This window comes from Stenotrophomonas sp. NLF4-10, from assembly GCF_022359915.1.
Taxonomy (GTDB): domain Bacteria; phylum Pseudomonadota; class Gammaproteobacteria; order Xanthomonadales; family Xanthomonadaceae; genus Stenotrophomonas; species Stenotrophomonas daejeonensis.
The window spans coordinates 1039266-1060700 of sequence record NZ_JAKSEE010000003.1; the positions used below are offsets into that span (position 1 = coordinate 1039266).

17 protein-coding genes and 1 pseudogene are annotated in these 21435 nt (G+C 69.0%); 10 read left to right on the forward strand and 8 right to left on the reverse strand.

The window, feature by feature from the left end:
* Positions 1 to 60: 60 nt before the first annotated feature.
* A complete protein-coding gene (locus MIC98_RS04995) occupies positions 61 to 1320 on the forward strand; it encodes a threonine/serine exporter family protein (protein ID WP_239736213.1) in 1260 nt (419 codons plus the stop codon).
* A 167-nt stretch (positions 1321 to 1487) separates the two neighbouring features.
* On the opposite strand, the pseudogene MIC98_RS05000 reads toward MIC98_RS04995, so the two are convergent.
* The 3 genes and pseudogenes from MIC98_RS05000 to MIC98_RS05010 all read right to left on the reverse strand — a co-directional run.
* Positions 1488 to 1853: pseudogene (locus MIC98_RS05000) on the reverse strand (H-NS histone family protein); the annotation flags it as partial.
* A gap of 152 nt (positions 1854 to 2005) precedes the next feature.
* Positions 2006 to 3700 (reverse strand): proline--tRNA ligase, encoded by a 1695-nt coding sequence (locus MIC98_RS05005; RefSeq protein WP_239736215.1) that lies wholly within the window; start codon positions 3698 to 3700, stop codon positions 2006 to 2008.
* 135 nt (positions 3701 to 3835) lie between these two features.
* Entirely contained in the window at positions 3836 to 4204 is a 369-nt protein-coding gene (locus tag MIC98_RS05010) for a DUF4124 domain-containing protein (RefSeq protein ID WP_057641321.1), read from the reverse strand.
* A 76-nt stretch (positions 4205 to 4280) separates the two neighbouring features.
* On the opposite strand from MIC98_RS05010, the gene pssA reads away from it, so the two are divergent.
* From pssA to rimI, 3 genes are read left to right on the forward strand one after another with little or no spacing between them, the layout of a single operon-like run.
* Positions 4281 to 5057, forward strand: coding sequence for a CDP-diacylglycerol--serine O-phosphatidyltransferase (gene pssA, locus MIC98_RS05015; RefSeq protein ID WP_239736217.1), 777 nt, complete (start codon positions 4281 to 4283; stop codon positions 5055 to 5057).
* Positions 5054 to 5497: an alanine acetyltransferase gene (locus MIC98_RS05020; RefSeq protein WP_239736220.1), complete on the forward strand. Its 444-nt coding sequence runs from the start codon at positions 5054 to 5056 to the stop codon at positions 5495 to 5497. The genes pssA and MIC98_RS05020 overlap by 4 nt, the downstream gene beginning before the upstream one ends.
* Positions 5494 to 5991 carry a ribosomal protein S18-alanine N-acetyltransferase gene (rimI, locus tag MIC98_RS05025; protein ID WP_239736222.1) on the forward strand — a complete coding sequence of 166 codons (498 nt, stop codon included), beginning with the start codon at positions 5494 to 5496 and terminating at the stop codon, positions 5989 to 5991. Before MIC98_RS05020 ends, rimI begins: the two co-directional genes overlap by 4 nt.
* 201 nt (positions 5992 to 6192) lie before the next feature.
* Here rimI and MIC98_RS05030 read toward each other — a convergent pair whose 3' ends face one another.
* The 4 genes from MIC98_RS05030 to MIC98_RS05045 form a co-directional block, all read right to left on the reverse strand.
* On the reverse strand, positions 6193 to 9036 hold the full coding sequence (locus MIC98_RS05030; RefSeq protein WP_239736233.1) for a valine--tRNA ligase: 2844 nt from the start codon (positions 9034 to 9036) through the stop codon (positions 6193 to 6195).
* A gap of 33 nt (positions 9037 to 9069) precedes the next feature.
* Positions 9070 to 9270, reverse strand: coding sequence for a YqaE/Pmp3 family membrane protein (locus tag MIC98_RS05035; RefSeq protein WP_057641326.1), 201 nt, complete (start codon positions 9268 to 9270; stop codon positions 9070 to 9072).
* Between the two features lie 10 nt (positions 9271 to 9280).
* Entirely contained in the window at positions 9281 to 9703 is a 423-nt protein-coding gene (locus tag MIC98_RS05040; RefSeq protein WP_239738036.1) for a DNA polymerase III subunit chi, read from the reverse strand.
* Positions 9704 to 9815: 112 nt separating this feature from the next.
* Entirely contained in the window at positions 9816 to 11297 is a 1482-nt protein-coding gene (locus MIC98_RS05045) for a leucyl aminopeptidase (RefSeq protein ID WP_239736236.1), read from the reverse strand.
* 103 nt (positions 11298 to 11400) lie between these two features.
* Between MIC98_RS05045 and lptF the strand changes: the two genes are divergently transcribed.
* Together lptF and lptG are read left to right on the forward strand one after the other, a co-directional pair.
* Complete coding sequence (gene lptF / locus MIC98_RS05050; protein ID WP_239736238.1) at positions 11401 to 12486, forward strand: LPS export ABC transporter permease LptF; 1086 nt, start codon at positions 11401 to 11403, stop codon at positions 12484 to 12486.
* Entirely contained in the window at positions 12483 to 13595 is a 1113-nt protein-coding gene (lptG, locus tag MIC98_RS05055; RefSeq protein ID WP_239736240.1) for an LPS export ABC transporter permease LptG, read from the forward strand. Before lptF ends, lptG begins: the two co-directional genes overlap by 4 nt.
* A gap of 95 nt (positions 13596 to 13690) precedes the next feature.
* On the opposite strand, the gene MIC98_RS05060 is transcribed toward lptG, so the two are convergent.
* Positions 13691 to 14164, reverse strand: a complete 474-nt coding sequence (locus MIC98_RS05060; protein WP_239736242.1) for an RDD family protein — start codon at positions 14162 to 14164, stop codon at positions 13691 to 13693.
* 100 nt (positions 14165 to 14264) lie between these two features.
* Between MIC98_RS05060 and MIC98_RS05065 the strand changes: the two genes are divergently transcribed.
* The 4 genes from MIC98_RS05065 to MIC98_RS05080 all read left to right on the forward strand — a co-directional run bounded on the left by MIC98_RS05065 (position 14265) and on the right by MIC98_RS05080 (position 21401).
* Positions 14265 to 15038 carry a DsbC family protein gene (locus MIC98_RS05065; protein WP_239736244.1) on the forward strand — a complete coding sequence of 258 codons (774 nt, stop codon included), beginning with the start codon at positions 14265 to 14267 and terminating at the stop codon, positions 15036 to 15038.
* Positions 15039 to 15302: 264 nt separating this feature from the next.
* Positions 15303 to 19271: a phosphoribosylformylglycinamidine synthase gene (gene purL, locus MIC98_RS05070; protein ID WP_239736246.1), complete on the forward strand. Its 3969-nt coding sequence runs from the start codon at positions 15303 to 15305 to the stop codon at positions 19269 to 19271.
* Positions 19272 to 19707: 436 nt separating this feature from the next.
* Positions 19708 to 20568 carry a glycosyltransferase gene (locus MIC98_RS05075; protein ID WP_239736248.1) on the forward strand — a complete coding sequence of 287 codons (861 nt, stop codon included), beginning with the start codon at positions 19708 to 19710 and terminating at the stop codon, positions 20566 to 20568.
* Positions 20565 to 21401 (forward strand): glycosyltransferase family 2 protein, encoded by an 837-nt coding sequence (locus tag MIC98_RS05080; protein WP_239736251.1) that lies wholly within the window; start codon positions 20565 to 20567, stop codon positions 21399 to 21401. The genes MIC98_RS05075 and MIC98_RS05080 overlap by 4 nt, the downstream gene beginning before the upstream one ends.
* Positions 21402 to 21435: the final 34 nt, after the last annotated feature.

Sequence of the window (21435 nt, forward strand, 5' to 3'; positions counted from 1 at the left end):
CCTGTCATTCCGTTGTCTGCGGGCGAGTACGGCGGCCGCTTCCGGGTGATACTAACGCGCATGTCCGCCGACCCGACCGCCCTTCTTCCCAACCGTGCCACCTACGCCCAGCGCGTGGCGTTCGTCTCGGAGATCGCAGGCCGCCTGCACAGCTACGGCACCACCGCGCAGCGGCTGGAAGCGGCGGTGGTGGCGCTGTCGCAGCAACTGGACCTGGACTGCGAACCGTGGTCGAACCCGACCGGCCTGATCCTGAGTTTCAGCGACCCGACCCAGGCCATCGGTTCCAGCGACATCACCCGCGTGATCCGGCTCGGGCCGGGCGACAACAACCTGCACAAGCTGGCGATGGCCGACCAGATCGCCGATGCGGTGGCCAGCGGGCAGATGAGCATCGCCCAGGGCCATACCGCGCTGCGCCAGCTCGACCGCGACCCGACCTGGCGCGACAACACGCAGATGCTGCTGTCCTTCGGCCTCGGCTCGGCCGGCGTGGCGGGCATGTGGCGGCTGCCGTGGCTGGACGTGGTCACCGCCGGCATCACCGGGCTGCTGATCGGCGTGCTGCTGTTCTATGCCGACCGCCGCGTCGCCACCCGCGAGGCCGGCGAAGCGCTGGCCGCGATGCTGGCCGGTTTCGTGGTGGTGCTGGTGGCCACTTTCATCGGCCCGCTGAACCAGAACTCGGTGATCATCGCCGCGCTGGTGGTGCTGGTGCCGGGCATGACGCTGACCAACGCGGTCAACGAGTTGACCAGCCAGCACTGGGTATCGGGCACGGCGCGCTTCGCCGGCGCGCTGACCACGATCATGAAACTCACCGTCGGCGCGATGATCGCGGTGACCATTACCCGGCTGCTGGGGCTGGAGCCGCAGATACGCGCGCTGCGGCCGCAGCCGGAATGGGTGGAATGGGGCTCGGTGGTGCTGGCGTCGTTCGCCTTCGCGATGCTGTTCCGCGCCGCGTGGCGCGATTATCCGTGGGTGATGGCCGCCTCGCTGGCCGGTTATGCCATTTCCCGGTACGGCGGCCAGCAATGGGGCGGCCCGGTCGGCATCTTCCTGGCGGCGATGGCGCTGGCCGCGGCCGGCAACCTCTTCGGTCGCGTGGTGCAGCGCCCCGGTGCCATCGTGAGGCTGCCCGGCATCATCATGCTGGTGCCCGGCAGCATCAGCCTGCGCGGGGTATTGAGCCTGGTCCAGCAGCAGAACGTGAATGCCGGTGAATCGGCGCTGCTGACGGTGATGAACGTGGTGATGGCGCTGGTGGCCGGGTTGCTGTTCGGCAACCTGCTGATTCCGGCGCGGAAGAATCTCTGAAGGCTTGGAACGCATTCACAGGAGCGACGTCAGTCGCGATCGGGTTTTACCGGTAAAGCTTCATCGCGACTGACGTCGCTCCTGCACAGGCTGGCTTGCCGAACCCAGTCCCGAAAAAAAACGCCGGCATTTGCCGGCGTTTTTTCAGCGAGGTATTCCCCGGATCACTTCTGGATCAGGAAATCCTCGACCTTGCGGCCGTTGCCGGTGTATTCGGCCAGCCAGCGCGGCTGCTTGCCACGGCCGGTCCAGGTATTGGCGGCATTGGCCGGGTCGCGATACTTCGGGGCGATCTTGGTGCCCTTGTTGGGGTTCTTCGCGGCCTTGGCGGCACGCGGTGCGCGGGTGGCCCGGGGGGCGCCCGCGCCGAACAGTTCGTCGATGCTGTAGCCGGCCTTCTGCGCGGCCTTCACCAGTTGCGCACGCACCTTGGTGATGGGCTGGCGCTTGGAAACCACGGTCTTGCGCTTCTGCGCGTCGCGGATCAGGGAGGCCAGTTCTTTGGCCGACAGGCCGCTCAGGTCAATACTCATCGGTTACTCCGGATAATGGGGCAGGGGGTATCGCCATTCCGTGGCGGCGCCGCGAGCATAACGGCATCGGGGCGCGCTTGACAAACCCCCTTCGTATTCCGGAAAGGCAGGGCGGACATGAAAAGGCCGGGGTATTGCCCCGGCCCCGTGGATTAACCGGCGATTTTCTGCAGTATCGCCGCCTTGTCCAGATTCTCCGCCTCGCTGGCGCTGCGGGCGCGGTATTCAAAGGTGCCGGCGGCCAGGCCGCGCTCGGACACCACGATGCGGTGCGGGATGCCGATCAGCTCCATGTCGGCGAACATCGCGCCGGGGCGCAGGCCGCGGTCGTCCAGCGCCGCGTCGATGCCGGCGGCCTGCAGTTCGGCCAGCAGCGCCTCGGCGGCGGCGGTGACGGCCGCGTCCTGCTTCGGGTTGATCATGCACACCACCGCCTGCCACGGTGCCATCGCCGCCGGCCAGACGATGCCGGCCGCATCGTGGTTCTGCTCGATCGCCGCGGCGACGATGCGTGATACGCCGATGCCGTAGCAGCCCATCGCCATCACTGCGGCCTTGCCGTTCTCGTCCAGCACCGTGGCCTTGAGCGCCTCGGCGTATTTGCGGCCGAGCTGGAATACGTGGCCGACCTCGATGCCGCGCGCGATTTTCAGTTCGCCGCCGTCGCGGGCACGGTCGCCGGCCACCACGTTGCGGATATCGGCCACTTCCGGCTCGGGCAGGTCGCGGCCCCAGTTGACGCCGGCGATATGGAAACCGGTTTCGTTGGCACCGACGACGAAATCGGCCATTGCCGCCACGTCGCGGTCGGCGACGATGCGGATGGCCTTGCGCGGATTCAGCGGGCCGAGGAAACCCGGCTCGCTGCCGAGGTAGTCGGCAATCTCGGCCTCGCTGGCCATGCGATAATCGGCCAGCCCGGCGACCTTGGCCAGTTTGATTTCATTGACGTCGTGGTCGCCGCGCACCAGCGCCAGCACGAGGTCGTTTTCGGCGGTCATCACCGCCACCGACTTGACCGTGCGCAGCAACGCGATGCCCATCAGCGCGGCCACGTCCTCGCAGGTTTTCTGGGTCGGGGTTTCGACCTTGCGCAGTTCCTCGCCGGCAGCCGCGCGCGGGGCCGGGTCGGCGGCGACGGCGGCCTCGACGTTGGCCGCGTAATCCGAACCGGTGGAAAACACCAGCGCGTCCTCGCCGGAATCGGCGATCACGTGGAATTCCTGCGAGGCATCGCCGCCGATCGCGCCCGAATCGGCCTGCACCGCGCGGAATTCCAGCCCCAGCCGGGTGAAGATGCGGGTATAGGCCGCCTTCATGTTCTCGTATTCGGCGACCAGGCTGGTGTCGTCCAGATGGAAGGAATAAGCGTCCTTCATCAGGAATTCGCGCGCGCGCATCACCCCGAAGCGCGGGCGGATTTCATCGCGGAACTTGGTCTGGACCTGGTAGAAATTGACCGGCAGCTGCTTGTAGCTGGACAGCTCCTGCCGCGCGAAATCGGTGATCGCTTCCTCGGCGGTGGGGCTGTAGCAGTATTCCTGCTCCTTGCGGTCGCGGATCTTCAGCAACTGGTTGCCGAATTTCTCCCAGCGCCCGGTTTCCTCCCACAGCTCCTTCGGCTGGATGGTCGGCAGCTGCAGTTCCACCGCGCCGGCGCGGTTCATTTCCTCGCGGACGATGGCCTCCACCTTGCGCAGCACGCGCAGGCCCAATGGCGACCAGGTATAGAGGCCCGAGGCCAGCTTGCGGATCATGCCCGCGCGCAGCATCAGCTTGTGGCTGACCAGCTCGGCGTCGGCGGGGGTTTCCTTGGTGGTGTGCAGGTGGAACCGGGAAAGGCGCATGGCGGGGGTCGCGAAACGGCGGGCCGGCCATTTTGCCAGAAGCCCCGGTGGGGCATGGGAACTTCCCCGTGGCCGCCGGACTTTACCGTAGCTGCCGGGCTTGCCCGGCAGGCGCCGGCGGGGCGAGCCGTGCCGCTACTTGCAGTAGACCGCGGCGGCGGCCTCGGCCAGTTGCTTCTGCGCCGCGCGCTGGGCCTCGTCCAGTTCCGCGTCGGGCTTGCCGTCGCCGTCGGTGTCCTGCATCACCGGGCCGCTGCCGGCCAGCAACTTCAGGTTGTCGCGCGCCGAGGTGCACTGCGGGGACGCTTCGGCCTTGGCCGGCTCGGCCTCGGCCACCGGGTCGCCGTTGTCGGTGATGCGGCGGGTTTCGTACTTCTGCCCCTCCGGCGGACGCTCGGAGTACTGGGTGACGCCGTTGGCGTCCTTCCACTTGTACAGGGGGCCGGCCACGGCGGTGGCGCTGGTCAACAGCAGCAGGCAGCAGAGGCTGGGCAGGGCGCGCATGGCGGCTCCGGATGCTTGGGATCGGCCGATTGCAGCATCCGGTGACTCGTCATGCAAGTCGATTAAACTTCCGGACATGGACCAGAACCGCCCACCGCCACGTTCGCGCAGCATCTACCTGCTGCCCAACCTGTTCACCACCGCCGGCCTGTTCGCCGGCTTCTACGCGATCATCGCCGCGGCCAACGGTCAGTTCGTCAACGCCAGCATCGCCGTGTTCGTGGCCGCGGTGATGGATGGCCTGGACGGCCGCGTGGCGCGCCTGACCGGCACCAGCAGCGAATTCGGCGTGCAGTACGACTCGCTGGCCGACCTGGTCAGCTTTGGCATGGCGCCGGCGCTGGTGATGTACCACTGGGCGCTGTCCTCGCTGAAGTTCGATGGCGACGTGATGGGCCGGGTGGGCTGGGCGGCCGCCTTCCTGTACGCGGCCTGCGCGGCGCTGCGGCTGGCCCGCTTCAATACCCAGGTGGGCGTGGTGGACAAGTGCTGGTTCGTCGGCCTGGCCAGCCCGGCGGCGGCGGGGCTGATGATGTCCTTCGTCTGGGCGTTCGCCGATGGCGGCCTGGGCTGGAACGGCGAGGAACTGCGCTACGTGGCGCTGGGCGTGACCATCCTCGCCGCGCTGCTGATGGTCAGCCGCATCCGTTTCTGGAGCTTCAAGGGCGGCAACGGCAAGGGCGCGCGTTCGGAGCGGGTGCCGTTCGTGGTGCTGGCGCTGGTGCCGATCGTCATCGCCATCATGGTGACCGACCCGCCGCGGGTGCTGTTCGTCGTTGGCGTGATCTACGCCTTGTCCGGGCCGGCGATGTGGCTGTGGCAGCGTTGGCGCCAGCCGGCCGCGGTGGAATGAACGACGCATCGCCCGTGTCCGTGTGGTCGGCATCGCAGCAGGCGTGGCTGCAGGCGATGGGGTATGCGGTGTACCTGGAGGGTGGCGCGCTGGATGCGTTGCCGCCGGTGCAGGCCGGGGTGCCTGTGGTAGTGGCGCCCGAAGCCGTGCCCGAGCGCCCGCGCGCGCCTGCGCGCAGTGAACCGGCCCCACGGGTTTCGCCGGAGGTGCCGGCCACCGCACCGGAAAAGCGCACCGCGCCGCCGCGTCGGGGCGGCGGCCCGCGCCTGCCCGACCGCCTGCAGATCGCCCTGCTGCGGGCTTCCGGCTGCAACCCCAACGATCCGCAGACCCGCGCGCTGATGGAAGGCTGGCCGCTGGCCGAGCTGCGCGCCAACCCGGCGGCCAAGCGCGCGCTGTGGCCGCAGCTGCGCGCGCTGCGGCGGAAGCAACGGCAATGAATGCGCTGGCGGTGGCACCGGCGCCGCTGCTGCGCCCGATGCACGAGGGCGACCTGGACGCGGTGATGGAGGTCGAGCGCCGCGCCTATCCGTTCCCGTGGACGCGCGGCATCTTCCAGGACTGCCTGCGCGCCGGTTACTCCGGGCGCGTGCTGGAGCTGGATGGCTGCCTTGCCGGTTACGCGATGCTGAGCATCGCCGCCGACGAGGCGCACGTGCTCAACGTCTGCGTCGATCCGCATCGCCAGTCGCACGGGCTGGGCCGGCGCCTGCTGCGCGAACTGGTATGGCTGGCGCGGCAGCGCGACGCAGTGCGGGTCTTCCTCGAAGTGCGCCCGTCCAATCACCCGGCCATCGCGCTGTACCACAGCGAGGGCTTCAACGAGATCGGCCGCCGCCCGCGCTACTACCCGGCCGAAAACGGCCGCGAGGATGCGCTGGTGATGGCGATGGAGCTGGTGGACGCGGATATCGCCACGATGCCGCCGTTGTAGGTCGGGGCTACGCCCCCGACGTTTCGTGCATGTCGCCGTCGGGGGCGTAGCCCCGACCTACGGGCTGTAATCGGATGTTGTAGGAGCGCACCTTGGTGCGCGAGATGCTTTACCGGTACAGCTCCATCGCGCACCAAGGTGCGCTCCTGCGGGGCAAAGGCAGTGCCGACCAACGGTCGGCACCCACCGGCGATCTGACTTTTACAGCTTGGCGCGCTGCTCCTGCAGGCCAGCCAACTGGCTGTTCCAGTCGGCCAGGCGCACGCGCTCCTGCTCGACCACCGCGGCTGGCACCTTGTCGGTGAACTTGGCGAGCTTGGTTTCGCTCTTTTCCTTCTCGGCGCTGACGCGGGCGATTTCCTTGTCCAGGCGCGCGCGTTCGGCGTCCAGATCGACCAGTCCTTCCAGCGGCACCAGCAGCTTCAGTTCGCCGACGATGGCGGCCGCGGCCGGTGGGGTCTGCGCGTCGCCGGCCAGCCAGTCGATGCTTTCCAGCTTCAGCAGGAAGCGCAGCTGCGAGGCGAAGCGTTCAATGCGGGTGCGGTCGGCTTCGCTGCCGGCCTGCAACAGCAGGCGCACCTGTTTGGACGGCGGTACGTTCAACTCGCTGCGCACGCGGCGCAGGGCGCTGACCATCGTCTTGAACCATTCGACGTCGGCCTCGGCCTGCGCGTAGTCGCCGGCGAACTCGTCGGCGGTTGGGTAAGCGCGCAGCGACAACGTATCGGCGGCGATGCCCAGACGCGGGGCGACCTGCTGCCACAGCTGTTCGGTGACGAACGGGATCAGCGGGTGCAGCAGGCGCAGCACGGCTTCGAGCACGTACAGCAAGGTGTGGCGGGTGCTGTCGGCAGCAGCGGCATCGTTGCCATTGAGCGCCGGCTTGGTCAGTTCGAGGAACCAGTCGCAGAACTCGTTCCAGACGAATTCGTACAGCGCCTGCGCCAGCAGGTCGAAGCGGTAGTCGGCAAAGTGCTGCTGCGCTTCGGCCGCGACCTTCGCCAGTCGCGAAAGAATCCATTTCTCCGCATCGGTGACGGGTGCGGGCTTCGCCCATTCCCCGTTCCCGGTTCCCTGATCCCAGCCTTCCGTGTTCATCAGGGTGAAACGGCTGGCATTCCACAGCTTGTTGCAGAAGTTCTTGTAGCCCTCGGCGCGGCCCATGTCGAACTTGATGTCGCGGCCGTGGGTGGCCAGCGCGGCGATGGTGAAGCGCAGCGCGTCGGCACCGTGGGCGATGATGCCGTCCGGGAATTCCTTGCGCGTGGCCTTCTCGATCTTCTCGGCCATTTTCGGCTGCATCAGCCCGTGCGTGCGCTTGGCGACGAGGTCGTCGATGCTGATGCCGTCGATGATGTCCAGCGGGTCGAGCACGTTGCCCTTGGACTTGGACATCTTCTGGCCCTGCGCATCGCGGATCAGGCCGGTGATGTAGACGTCCTTGAACGGGATCTGCCCGGTGAAGCTGTCGGTGGCCATGATCATGCGCGCCACCCAGAAGAAGATGATGTCGAAGCCGGTGACCAGCACGTTCGAGGGCAGGTAGCGGTCGAAGCCGCGCTGCGCCATTGCCGTTTCGTTCGGCCAGCCGAGCGTGGAGAACGGCCACAGCTGCGAGGAGAACCACGTCTCCAGCACGTCGCTGTCCTGATGCAGCACGACGTCATCGCCCAGCCCGTGCTTGGCGCGCACCTCGGCTTCGTTGCGGCCGACGTAGCACTTGCCCTCGGCGTTGAACCACGCCGGGATGCGGTGGCCCCACCACAGCTGGCGGCTGATGCACCAGTCCTGGATGTTTTCCATCCAGTGGCGGTAGGTGTTGATCCAGTTGCCGGGCACGAATTTGATCGAACCGTTTTCGACCAGTTCGAGGCCGCGCTCGGCCAGCGCGTCCATCTTCACGAACCACTGGTCGGTCAGGTACGGCTCGATCACCTGCCCTGTGCGATCGCCACGCGGCACCTGCAGCTTGTGCGCCTTGGTTTCGACCAGGATGCCGAGTTCTTCCAGCTCGGCGAGCACGACCTTGCGTGCCTCGTAGCGATCCAGCCCGCGGTATTTTTCCGGGGCGTTTTCGTTGAGCGCGGCGACTTCGGTGAACAGGTTGATCATCGGCAGGCCGTGGCGCACGCCGACCTGGTAGTCGTTGAAGTCATGTGCAGGCGTGACCTTGACCACGCCGGTGCCGAAGGCCTTGTCCACGTAGTCGTCGCCGATCACCGGCACGCTGCGGCCGGTCAGCGGCAGGGTCACGCGCTTGCCGATCAGGTGAGCGTAGCGTTCGTCCTCCGGGTGCACCATCACCGCGGTGTCGCCGAGCAGGGTTTCCGGGCGGGTGGTGGCGACCACCAGATAAGTGCGGGTTTCGCGCACGGTCTCGTTGCCGTCGGCATCGACCTCGACATGCTCGTAGCTGGCGCCATCTTCCAGCGCGTAGGCGATCGACCACAGGAAACCATCTTCTTCCACGCTTTCCACTTCCAGGTCGGAAATGGCGGTCTTCAGCACCGGGTCCCAGTTGACCAGCCGTTGGCCGCGATAGATCAGGCCCTGCTCGTGCCAGCGCACGAACGCCTCGATCACCGCCTCGCTCGGGCCTTCGTCCATGGTGAAGGTGCTGCGCGACCAATCGGCGGACGTGCCGAGGCGGCGCATCTGGCCCTCGATCACGTTGCCCGAGTGCGCCTTCCACTCCCACACTTTGCCGATGAAGCCGTCGCGGCCCAGCGAGTCGCGGGTTTCGCCCTTGCCTTCCAGCGCCAGGTTGCGGCTGACCACCATTTCGGTGGCGATGCCGGCGTGGTCGGTGCCGACCTGCCACAGCGTGTCGTAGCCGCGCATGCGGTGGTAGCGGATCAGCGCGTCCATCAGCGTCTGCTGGAACGCGTGGCCCATGTGCAGGGTGCCGGTGACGTTCGGCGGCGGCAGCAGGATGGTGTACGGCTCGCCCTTGCCGGACGGCTTGAAGTGGCCGGCCTTCTCCCACGCCTCGTACAGCGCGGTTTCAAAGGATTTCGGGTCGTAGCTGGAGGCGAGTTGGGTCATGCGGGGAAACCGGGTGGAATGCTGGGGGAGGGATCAGCGGAACGCGCCGGTTTTCAGGGCGCGCTTGATCTTCTGGTCGGTGTGGTACTGGCTGACGGCGTAGGCGGCCCAGATCGCGGCCGGCACCCAGCCGATCAGGGTGATCTGCAGGATCAGGCAGACGGTGCCGGCGATCGGCCGGCCAATGGTGAAGAAGGCCAGCCACGGCAGCAGCAGGGCAATCAGCAGGCGCATGGGCGGCTCCTTACATGTCGTGTTTGGTGAGCGCGTAGCCGGCGGCCTTGTACTGGCGCCAGCGCTCGCGCAGCGGTTCGCGCGCGGACGGGTCGGCCGGCACCACTTCCAGCACCCGCTCGCAGGCGCCGAGGTAGGGTTCATCGCGCAGGTTGATGACCAGCGGCCGCTGCGGTGCGTCGGCGCCCGGCGTGGCGATCAGCACGAGGGCCTCTTCCTCGTCCACGTCCTCGCCGACGATCTGGTGCGGGATGTAGGCGTCCGGGTCGAACGACCACAGCAGTTCATCCAGTTCCTCGGCCTGCGCCGCGTCGCGTGCCAGCACCAGCGTGTATTGGCTGGCGTCGTTGGCCTTGCGCGCCAGCTCGCAGACCAGTTTCAACGGCTCGGTCAGGAAGCGGGGCTTGGCGATCAGGTAGAAGTCGGCGCGGATGGTCAAGGCGGGGAACCGGGAACGGGGAACAGGGAATGAAAGCACAAGGGTGGGGTTGGGGAACCGGCGCGGGGAACTTTCATTCCCCGTTCCCTGTTCCCCATTCCCCGCTTCAAGCCACCCTATCGAGCAGCCACTGCGCCAGCAGGCCCACCGGGCGGCCCGTGGCCATGCCGCGCTTGCCCTCGTCGCTGGCGACGCCGGCGATGTCCAGGTGCGCCCAGCGCTGGCCTTCGGCGAAGCGCGACAGGAAGCAGCCGGCGGTGATCGCGCCGGCCCAGCGGCCGCCGATGTTGTAGACGTCGGCGAAGCTCGAATCCAGCATCGGCTGGTATTCGTCCCACAGCGGCAGGCGCCAGGCGCGGTCGAACACGTGTTCGCCGGCGGCCAGCAGTTCGTTGGCGAGGTCGTCGTGCTTGCTCATCAGGCCGGCGGTCTGGTGGCCCAGCGCGACCATGCACGCGCCGGTCAGGGTCGCCACGTCGATCAGTGCCTGCGGTTCGAAGCGCTGCGCGTAGGTCAGCGCGTCGCACAGGATCAGGCGGCCCTCGGCGTCGGTGTTGCCGACCTCGATGGTCTTGCCGGACATCGAGGTGATGACGTCCGACGGGCGGTAGGCGTTGCCGTCGATGGCGTTCTCCACCGCCGGCACCACCACGACCAGGTTCAGCGGCAGCCTGGCCTTGACCGCGGCGACGAAGGTGCCGATGACGTTGGCGCCGCCGCACATGTCGTACTTCATTTCCTCGATGCCGCCCTGCGTCTTCAGGTTGACGCCGCCGGTGTCGAAGGTGATGCCCTTGCCGACCAGCACGTAGGGCTTGGCGCCGTCGGCCTGCGGCAGGCCGGTCCACTTCAGCACCACCAGCTTCGGCCGGTTGGCCGAGCCACGGGCGACAGCCAGCAGCGAGCCCATGCCGAGCGCTTCCATCTGCTGCTCGTCGAGGATCTCGGCCTCGGCGCCATCGTGTTCGGCGGCGAACTTGACCGAGGAGGTGGCCAGGTAGGCCGGGGTGCACAGGTTCGGCGGCAGGTTGCCCAGCTCGCGGGCGTACTCGACGCCGGCGGCGATGGCTTGGCCCTGCGCCAGTGCGGTTTCGTCGCTGCCGTGGATCGCCAGCGTTTCCAGCCCCGGCGCCTCGGGCTTCTTCTTGCCCAGCGTGGCGGTGTAGCGGTAGCTGGCGTGGTTGGCGGCGATCACCGCCTGGCGGATGTTCCAGGCCGCGTCGCGGCCGGCGACCGCCAGCTCGGACAGGGTGAACAGCGCGCTGCGGGTCGCCCCGGTCCTGAGCGCGCGGGCGGCGTCGCCCACCGCCTTGAGGTACTGCGCCACGCCGAACTTGGCCGCCTCGCCCAAGCCGAGCACCAGCACGCGCGGGGCGGTGACGCCCGGCAGGTCGTGCAGCAGCGCGGTGTTGCCGGTCTTGCCACCGACGTCGCCGCGCTCCACCAGCGCCGCGATGCGACCGCCGCAAGCGGTATCCAGCGCCTGCGCGGCCGGCGACAGCGACTTGTCGGAGAAGGCGCCGACGACGATGCAGTCGAAGCCGGCGTTGGCCGGGGCGGCGTGGTTCAGGGTGAATTGCAGAGCCATTGATCAGATTCCATTGCCAAATCCGTACAATCGCGGACTGTTTCCCCCGACCAACCGGCCGGGCGCGCCGCGAACGAAACCGGGAGTTTAAACCACCGCCCCCATGTCCAAGCTTGACCGCTACCTGCTGAGCGACTTCGTCCAGAGCTTTCTGGCCACCCTGACCGTGCTGCTGGTGGTGAGCGTGGGCGGGGTGCTGGTGGACATCCTCGGCCGCATCGCCGATGGCCGCCTGCCCGCCGGCCTGCTGTTGTCGCAGCTGGGCCTGCAGTTCATCGTCTACCTGCCGATCATCCTGCCGCTGGCGCTGCTGCTGGGGCTGGCGCTGGCCATCGCCCGGCTGTACCGCGATTCGGAGATGGCCGTGCTCACCGCGGTGGGCGTGGGCCCGAAGCGGCTGCTGCGGCCGATCCTGATGCTGGTGCTGCCGGTGGTGGCGGTGATCGGCGCCTGCTCGCTGTGGCTGGGGCCGTGGGCCGACCGCAGCGCCGAGACGATGATCGAGAACGCCAGCCGCAGCGTGGTGGTGGCCGGGCTGGAGCCGGGCAAGTTCACCCAGCTGTCCGGTGGCGGCATCGTCTACCTGTCCTCGCTCAGCGAGGACGGCACGACGCTGGGCAAGATCTTCATGCAGCGGCAGAAGGACGGGCGCATCGACGTGGTCACCGCCAACCGCGGCGCCATGTTCTTCGAGGGCGAACGCCAGCGCTTCCTGCGACTGGAGGACGGCTACCGGCTGGAAGGCCCGGCCGATGGCGAACTGGACTACCGGCTGATGCGCTACGCCAGCAACGAGGTGGCCCTGCCCGACCGCGACGAGCCGCGCAACCAGGATGACCCGGAGATGCTGCCGACCACGCGCCTGTTCGGTGACGAGCGCCCGGCGGCGCAGGCGCAGCTGCACTGGCGCATCACCCCGCCGCTGCTGGCGCTGGGCTTTGCCCTGCTGACCCTGCCGCTGGCGCGCAGCGCACCGCGGCAGCAGCGCTATGGCAGCATCATGCTGGCCTTCCTGGCCTACGTGGTGGGCGTCAGCCTGATGATCAGCGGCCGGCAATGGCTGGCGACCGGCAAGCTGCCGCCGGAGGCCGGGATGTGGTGGCTGACGCTGCCGTTGCTGGCATTGGCGACCTGGCTGTACTTCCGCGACGGCCGCCTGCGCCGCCGCCGCGCGAGGGCCGGCGCATGAGGCTGGCCCTCGCTCCGCGCATCCACGACCTCTACGTCGGCCGCAACGTGCTGGCCACCGTGCTGGTGGTCTGGCTGGTGCTGCTGGGGCTGGACGCGACCCTGGCGCTGTCCGGCGAGGCCAAGAACATCGGCACCGGCAGCTACACCTTCGGCCATGCCGTGGCGTGGACCGCCTATACCGTCCCGCGCCGGGCTTACACGCTGTTCCCGATGGCGGCGGTGATCGGCGCGCTGATGGGGCTGGGGCAGCTGGCGGCGACCTCGGAGCTGACCGCGCTGCGCGCGGTTGGCCTGTCGCGACGGCGCATCGCGCTTTCGGTGGCCATCGCGCTGTCGTTGCTGACCGCGATGATGGTGGTCAACGGGGAAACCCTGGCGCCGTGGGCGCAGGAAAAGGCCGACCTGCTCAAGGGCAGCGCCAAGTACCAGACCGACATGGCGGTGGCCCGCTATTCGGGCCTGTGGGCGCGCGAGGGCAATACCTTCCTCAATGCACAGACCGGCGAGGAACAAGTGGATGAAGGCGGCAGGAGCCGCCTGCTGTTGCACGACGTGCGCCTGTACCGGCTGGATGCCGACGGCCGCCTGGCGAGCCTGACCCATGCCGCCACCGCACGGCACGACGCCAATGGCTGGACGCTGGAGCAGGTACGCCACGACCGTTTCGGCGAACGTTCGGCGACGCGGCAGGCGGTGGCCAGCGAGCGCTGGGATTCGCAACTGGACGCCGCAGCGCTGGCTTCCGGGCTGGTCAAGCCGCGCAGCCTGAGCGCCACCGAACTGCGCAGCAACATCGAATACCGCAAGCGCAACGGCCTGGATGCGCGCGACTACGAGGACACCTACTGGAGCCGCTGGTTCTACCCGCTCAACGTGCTGGCGCTGTGCCTGGCGGCGGTGCCGTTCGCGTTCGGCTCGCTGCGCAGCGGCGGCATGGGCAAGCGCCTGTTCCTGGGCATGCTGTTCGCGCTGGGCTTCCTGCTGCTGCAGATGTTCTTCGGGCGCATGGCCGGCGCGTTGAAGTTCGACTACCGCATCGCCTATGCGTTGCCGCCGATCGTGATGCTGGCCGTGTCCGGGTGGCTGTTCCGGCGGCGCTCGAGCTGACGAACCCGCATATGTAGGAGCGACGTGAGTCGCGATGGGCTTTCCCGGGAAAGCTTCGGTCGCGACTCACGTCGCTCCTGCGAAAACCCGCAAGGTCAATCCTCCTTGGGTATGCGCACCAGCCGGGTGCCGCTGAACCGGTCGTGCCATGTCAGCCTGTTACGGTCGAACAGCGCCCACCAGAACCCCAGCCCGCCGCACAGCAGCGACAGCGTGCCCATCGCGTAGCGCTTCCACAGCATGGCCCGCGTCGGCGCCTGCCCGCTCGCCGCGTGCAACTGCAGGCGCCACGGGCGCATGCCCAGGGTCTGGCCGCCGAGCCTCCAGCTGAAGGTGGCGTACAGCCCGCTCACCGCCCAGCAGCACAGCCACAGCAGCCAGCCCAGCAGGCTGTAGGGGGCGATGTTGTGGTGGGTGTCGCCGCCGTTCACGGCCACGTCCAGCAGCACGAACGGCACCGCGACGAGCATCCACAGGGCCAGTGACGGCCAGAAATCGTAGAACAGCGACAGCAGGCGACGGATCAGCAATGGCGAGGGGCGGGGGGCGGGGATGGCGGCGTCGGTCATCGCGCGAGGATACGGCTTTCGCGCGCCAGCGATGAACGGCAGACCGTCCCGTCACCCGAGGTGTGCGAGAATCCGCCGGTTCCTCCACCGTGGGTTGCCGATGTTCCGTCTTGCCATTGCCGCGCTGCTGGGCGCGATCAGCCTTTCCGCCTGCGCGCAGCAGCCCGCATCCCCCGCGGGCGCGACCGCACCGGCCGCCGACAGCGCCGCCGACAAGCGCGTGCGCGAGGCCCTCAAGCAGCTGGACCCGAACTTCGCGCCGGACTACATCGGAGCCGCGCCGTTCCCCGGCTTCCGCGAGGTGGTGGTGTCCGGGCAGGTGCTGTACGTCACCGACGACGGCCGCTACCTGATGCAGTCCCAGCCCTACGACATCGAGAAGCGGGCGATGGCCACCAGCACCGGCCTGCTGGCCCACCGCCGCACGCTGCTGGCCTCGCTGCCGCATGCCGACCGCATCGTGTTCGCGCCGCCGAACGCCAAGTACACCATCAGCGTGTTCACCGACATCGAGTGCGGCTACTGCCGCAAGCTGCACCAGGATGTCGCCGAGCTGAACCGGCAGGGCATCGCGGTCGAGTACCTCGCCTTCCCGCGCATGGGCCTGGGCAGCAAGGACTACACCGACATGATCTCGGTCTGGTGCGCCGACGACCGCAAGGCGGCGCTGACCGCCGCCAAGGCCGACCGGCCGGTGGCGGCGAAGTCCTGCACCAACCCGGTGGCGATGCAGTACAACGTCGGCCAGCAGCTGGGCATCAGCGGCACCCCGGCGATCTTCGCCGCCGATGGCTCGCAGCTGGGCGGCTACCTGCCGCCGGCGCAGCTCAAGGCGGCGCTGGAAAAGCTGCCCGGCGCGGCCGGCCGCCCCTGAACCGGGACACGGCAGCTGGGTGATGCTGTTCGGGTTGTCGCTATCGGTGGCGGCAATCCTTCGGGCCATCGGTGGGCGATGGCGGCGGCACGTCTGCCAGGCGCCTTCCCCGTAGATGCGGGGTTTGCCCCGCATGAAGCTTTCCCGGCAGAGCCCCATGCGGGGCAAGCCCCGCATCTGCAAGATGTCGCCGGCGGGTGTTCCAGCTCACGGTGCCGGCTCCGGTACAATGACCGGCCCGACTCCCACATGAGTTAGCCGGACATGATCGTCCTCGAGGGCGCAGCCGCCCTTTCGCCGTTCCGCCGCGAACGTCTTGAATCCCGCCTGCAGTCCATCGCCGCCGATCTGCGCATCACCGGGGCCTGGCACGTCTATTTCACCCGGGCCGCCGACGTGGCAGCCGTCGACCGGGCCACGCTCGGCCGCATCCTGCAGGGCCAGCCGCAGCCGGCCGAACGCGCCGCCGGCGCGGTGTCGCGCTACGTGGTGCCGCGGCTGGGCACCTTGTCGCCGTGGTCGAGCAAGGCCACCGAGCTGGTGCGTGGCGCCGGCCTGCCGATCCAGCGCGTCGAGCGCGGTACCCGCATCGACCTGACGGGCTGGCCCGCCGACCCGGGCCGGCAGGCTGCCGTCGCCAAGCTGCTGCACGACCCGATGACCCAGTCGCTGCTGGCCGACATCGCCCAGGCGCAGGCGCTGTTCGACAGCCCGGCGCGCAAACCGCTGGAGCGCATCGCACTGGCCGACCTGGAAAGCGCCAACAAGCGCCTCGGGCTGGCGCTGGCCGAGGACGAGATCGACTACCTGCGCACGCGCTATGGCGAACTGGGCCGCGACCCGTCCGACGTCGAGCTGATGATGTTCGCGCAGGCCAATTCCGAGCACTGCCGGCACAAGATCTTCAACGCCAGCTGGAGCATCGACGGGCAGGCGCAGGATCGCTCGCTGTTCCGCATGATCAAGCACACCCACCAGCAGACCCCGCAGCACACGCTGAGCGCCTACAGCGACAACGCGGCGGTGATCGAAGGCGAACCGGCGGCGCGTTACCGCCCCGACCCGGCCACTGGCCAGTACCGCAGCGAAGCGGTGGTGCCCAGCGCGTTCCAGATCAAGGTGGAAACCCACAACCACCCGACCGCGATTGCACCGTTCCCCGGCGCATCGACCGGTGCAGGCGGCGAAATCCGCGACGAAGGCGCCACCGGCCGCGGCGGCAAGCCCAAGGCCGGCCTGACCGGCTTCTCGGTGTCGCACCTGCGCATCCCGACACTGCCGCAGCCGTGGGAAGCGCCGCGCGCGCTGAACCCGCGCATGGCCCCGGCGCTGGACATCATGCTCGACGGCCCGCTCGGCGGCGCCGCATTCAACAACGAGTTCGGCCGCCCGAACCTGCTGGGCTACTTCCGCAGCTTCGAGCTGCCCGAGGACGGCATCACCCGCGCCTACGACAAGCCGATCATGCTCGCCGGCGGCCTCGGCGCGATCGACCGCGTGCAGGTGGACAAGCTGAAACTGCAGGATGGCGACGTCGTCATCGTGCTCGGCGGCCCGGCGATGCTGATCGGCCTGGGCGGTGGCGCCGCCTCGTCGGTGGCCTCGGGCGAGAGCGCCGAGGACCTGGATTTCGCCAGCGTGCAGCGCGACAACCCGGAAATGGAGCGCCGCTGCCAGGAAATCATCGACCGCTGCGTGGCGATGGGCGAAGGCAACCCGATCAAGTTCTTCCACGACGTCGGCGCCGGTGGCCTGTCCAACGCGATCCCGGAGTTGCTGCACGACTCGGGCGTGGGTGGCGTGATCGACCTGGGCAAGGTGCCCACCGACGATCCCTCGCTGTCGCCGCTGGAGCTGTGGTGCAACGAATCGCAGGAACGCTACGTGCTCGGCATCCCGGCCGAACGGCTGGACGAGTTCGCCGCGATCTGCGCGCGCGAGCGCTGCCCGTTCGCCGCGGTCGGCGTGGCCACCGCCGAGGAGCGGCTGGTGGTGGGGTATGGCGCAACGGTTGAAAGTGTCTATGGCAGCGCTGCCGCGACTGATACCCCCGGCCCGGCGCAGCGCGCCGGGCGTTCGGACGAGCCGCGCGGCAGTGCCGCGCAAGCGGCTCATCCTCACCCCATCGACCTGCCGATGGACGTGCTGTTCGGCAAGGCGCCGAAGATGCACCGCGATACCGCGCACCCGGCCGCGCCACGCTGGCCGCAGCTGAAGACCGCCGGCATCGACCTGCGCGAGGCCGGCCTGCGCGTGCTGGCGCACCCGACCGTGGCGGCCAAGAACTTCCTCGTCACCATCGGCGACCGCAGCGTCGGCGGCCTGACCGCGCGCGAGCAGATGATCGGCCCGTGGCAGCTGCCGATGGCCGACGTCGCCGTCACCCTGGCCGGTTTCGACACCCATGCAGGCGAGGCGATGGCCATTGGCGAACGCACCCCGCTGGCGCTGCTCGACGCCGCCGCCTCGGCGCGCATGGCGGTGGGCGAAGCGATCACCAACCTGTGCGCCGCGCCGGTCACGTCGCTGGATACGGTGAAGCTGTCGGCCAACTGGATGGCCGCCTGCGGCCACGGTGGCGAAGACGCGCTGCTGTACGACGCGGTGAAGGCCGTGGGCATGGAGCTGTGCCCGGCGCTGGACATCAGCATCCCGGTGGGCAAGGACTCGCTGTCGATGCAGGCGCAGTGGCAGGCCGATGGCATGACCGAAAAGTCGGTGTCGCCGGTGTCGCTGGTGATCTCCGCGTTCGCACCGGTGGTCGATGCGCGCCGGCAGCTCACGCCGCTGCTCGACCGCGAGGCCGACAGCGAGCTGTGGCTGATCGGCCTCGGCGGCGGCAAGCAACGGCTGGGCGGTTCGATTCTCGCGCAGACCCAGGCCGACCATTCGTCGCTGCCGGCATTCGGCGGTGAGGTGCCGGACCTGGACGATCCCGAGCGCCTGCGTGCGTTCTTCGAGCTGATCCGCGACGCGCGCGAAGCCGGCCTGCTGCTGGCCTACCACGACCGCAGCGACGGCGGTGCCTTCGCCGCGCTGTGCGAGATGGCGTTCGCCTCGCGCCGCGGCCTGGACATCGTGCTCGACGCCTGGGGCGACGACCCGTTCCGCAGCCTGTTCAACGAGGAACTGGGCGCGATCGTGCAGGTCGCCAACGACGACCGCGCCGCCTTCGCCGACCTGGTCGAGCGTCATGCGCTGACCGAATGCGCGCAGCGCATCGCGCGGCCGACCACCGCGCCGGTGGTGCGCGTGCAACTGGCGGGCGAGAGCCTGGTCGAGTGGCGTTGGGAGGAGCTGTTCGACGCGTGGTGGTCGGTGACCCATGCCATGCAGAAGCTGCGCGACAACCCGGAGGCGGCCGAGCAGGAGCGCGCCATCGCGCGCGACTTCAACGCGCCGGGGTTGAAGCCGAAGCTGGCGTTCGACCCTTCGGAAGACGTCGCCGCTCCCTTCATCGCCACGGGTACGCGGCCGAAGGTGGCGATCCTGCGCGAGCAGGGCGTCAACGGCCAGATCGAGATGGCCAACATCTTCGAGCGCGCCGGCTTCGATGCCTATGACGTGCACATGAGCGACCTGATCGAAGGCCGCGTGCAACTGGCCGATTTCCGCGGCGTGGCCGCCTGCGGCGGTTTCAGCTACGGCGACGTGCTCGGCGCCGGCCGCGGCTGGGCGACTTCGATCCTCGAACGCCCGGCGCTGCGCGGGCAGTTCGCCGCGTTCTTCGCGCGCCCGGACACCTTCGCGCTGGGCGTGTGCAACGGCTGCCAGATGATGAGCCAGCTCAAGGACATCATCCCCGGCGCCGAGCACTGGCCGACCTTCCTGCGCAACCGCAGCGAGCAGTTCGAGGCGCGCACCGCGTTGCTGGAGGTGGTGGAGTCGCCGTCGATCCTGCTGCGCGGCATGGCCGGCTCGCGGCTGCCGGTGGCGGTGGCGCACGGCGAGGGCCGCGCCGAGTTCGACGGTGCGGTCGATCAGGCCGCTGCGAACATTGCGCTGCGCTACGTCGATGGCGACGGCAAGGTGGCCACGCAGTACCCGCTGAACCCGAACGGCTCGCCGGACGGCATCACCGGCCTCACCACCCGCGACGGCCGCGTCACCATCCTGATGCCGCACCCCGAGCGCACCCCGCGCAGCATCAACCTGAGCTGGGCGCCGAAGGGCTGGGGTGAGGATTCGCCGTGGCTGCGCATGTTCCGCAACGCGCGGGTGTGGTGCGGCTGAGGCGGTTGGCGTAGGAGCGCACCTTGGTGCGCGATGAGGCTCTACCGGGAAAGCTCCATCGCGCACCAAGGTGCGCTCCTACGGAAATCATGGTTTGCGGTGGCGTCCGACCAATGGTCGGGCAGTGATGTGGAGTGGTGGGCCAAGGCCCACCCCATGCCGGCCGCGTAGGGTGGGTCTTGACCCACCAAACATTCCCGAGCAGCACAACGCACCGGGCAATTTCGATGGAATTGACCAATGGTGCTGACCCACGGTTGGTGCTCACCGCACTCGACTGCACCGGCCATGCCCGCCGCGCAAACCGCACTCGGCCCCAGCCATGTTCGCAACCACGAACTGCTAGAGTTCGGCAGGTCAGCAACCGGGCCAGCAGGGTCGTGACCAACAGCGCATCTTCCATCGCACGCCATGCTCCCCAGCGCCGGTGCCGCGCATGACCCTGCCGGTGATCCTGTTGCCGGTGGGCGTCGACGACGCCGCGCTCGATGCCTGCCTCGCCGCGCTGGAAACCACCACCCCGGCGGGTACGCCGATCTGGCTGGCCGACGATGCGCAGGGCGGCCCGCGCGTGCAGGCGGTGATCGAGCACTGGCTGGCGCATACCCGCCTGCAGGCCGAATACACCCGGCGCCCACGCGCCATCGGCGAATCGGCGCATCTGGAAGAGATGCTGCGGGCTTGCGGCGACGCCGACGTGGCGGTGCTGGCGCCCGACGCGCTGCCGCTGCCCGGCTGGCTGCAGCAACTGGCCGACTGCCTGGCGCGCGATGCCTCCATCGCCACCGCCACGCCGTGGAGCAACGCCGGCGAAACCGTGGCGTGGCCGCGCGCCGGCGAACTGAATCCGTTGCCGGCCGACATCGAGCGGTTGGCGCACGCCTGCGCGACGATGCCGCTGCTGCATCCGGAACTGCCCTCGGCCATCACCCACGCGGTGCTGATCCGCGGCAGCGCGCGTGCCCGCGCCGGTGGCCTGGACACGCACAGCTATGGCTCGTGGTACGCGGCGCTGGTAGACCTGAGCCTGCGCATGAGCGGGCTGGGCTGGCGCAACGTGTTGTGCGACGACGCCTTCGTCGGCCGCCGCGACGAGGGCCGGCCCGCCGAGGGCGACATGGAACTGCTGGCCAACCGCTGGCCGACCTGGACGGCGCGGCTGGCGGAATTCCTGATGGACGACCCGCTGCATGCGCACCGTCTGCAACTGCAGCAGGCATACGCGCAGGCGCCGTTGCCGGAGCCGCAGCGCGACCTGTTCGATGCCGGCACCACGCCGGGGCAGGAGCAGCCATGAGCGCTGCGATTGCCGCCGTCGTGGTCAGCTACCAGAGCGAAGGCACGCTGGACGAATGCCTGCAACGGTTGCGCGCCGCGGATGGCGTGGCGCAGATCCGCGTGGTGGACAACGCCTCGTGCGACGGTTCGCTGGCCATCGCCCAGCGCCATGCGCTGGCCGACGCGCGGGTGCGTTTCATCGCCAATCCCGACAACCCCGGCTTCGCCACCGCCTGCAACCAGGGCGCGCACGACTGCGACGCGCCGTGGCTGGTCTTCGTCAACCCGGACCTGATGGTCGAGCCGGACACGCTGGCGCGGCTGCGCGACCTCGGCCAGCCGTTGGGAGCATGCCTGCTCGGCGTCGAGCAGGTGGACGAACAGGGCCGGGCCGATGCCGCGGTGCGCCGCCGCGACCCGGATTTCTCGGCGATGCTGCGCAGCCCGGCTGCCGGTTCGCGGCTGGCGCTGGCTGCCGATCCGGCGCAGCCATTGCAGGTGGTGCCGGCCCTGTCCGGCGCGTTGCTGCTGATGCCGCGCACGTTGTTCGACCGCCTCGGCGGCTGGGACGCCGGCTACCGGCTGCATGCCGAGGACCTGGACCTGTGCCGGCGCGCGCGCGCGGCGGGGGCCACGGTCGCCATCGCCAACGATCTGAAGGTGCTGCACGTGCGCGGCGTGTCCAGCCGCGCGCGGCCGTTCTTCGTCGAATGGCACAAGCACCGCGGGCTGTGGCGCTACTTCGGCAAGTTCGAGGCGCCGCGGCGCAGCCTGCCGGTGCGGGTGGCGGTGTGGTGCGTGATCTGGGCGCATGCGGCGGCGCAGCTGCCGCGGCTGCTGCTGCGAAGGTAGGTCGGGGCTACGTCCCCGACGCACCATGCCCGAA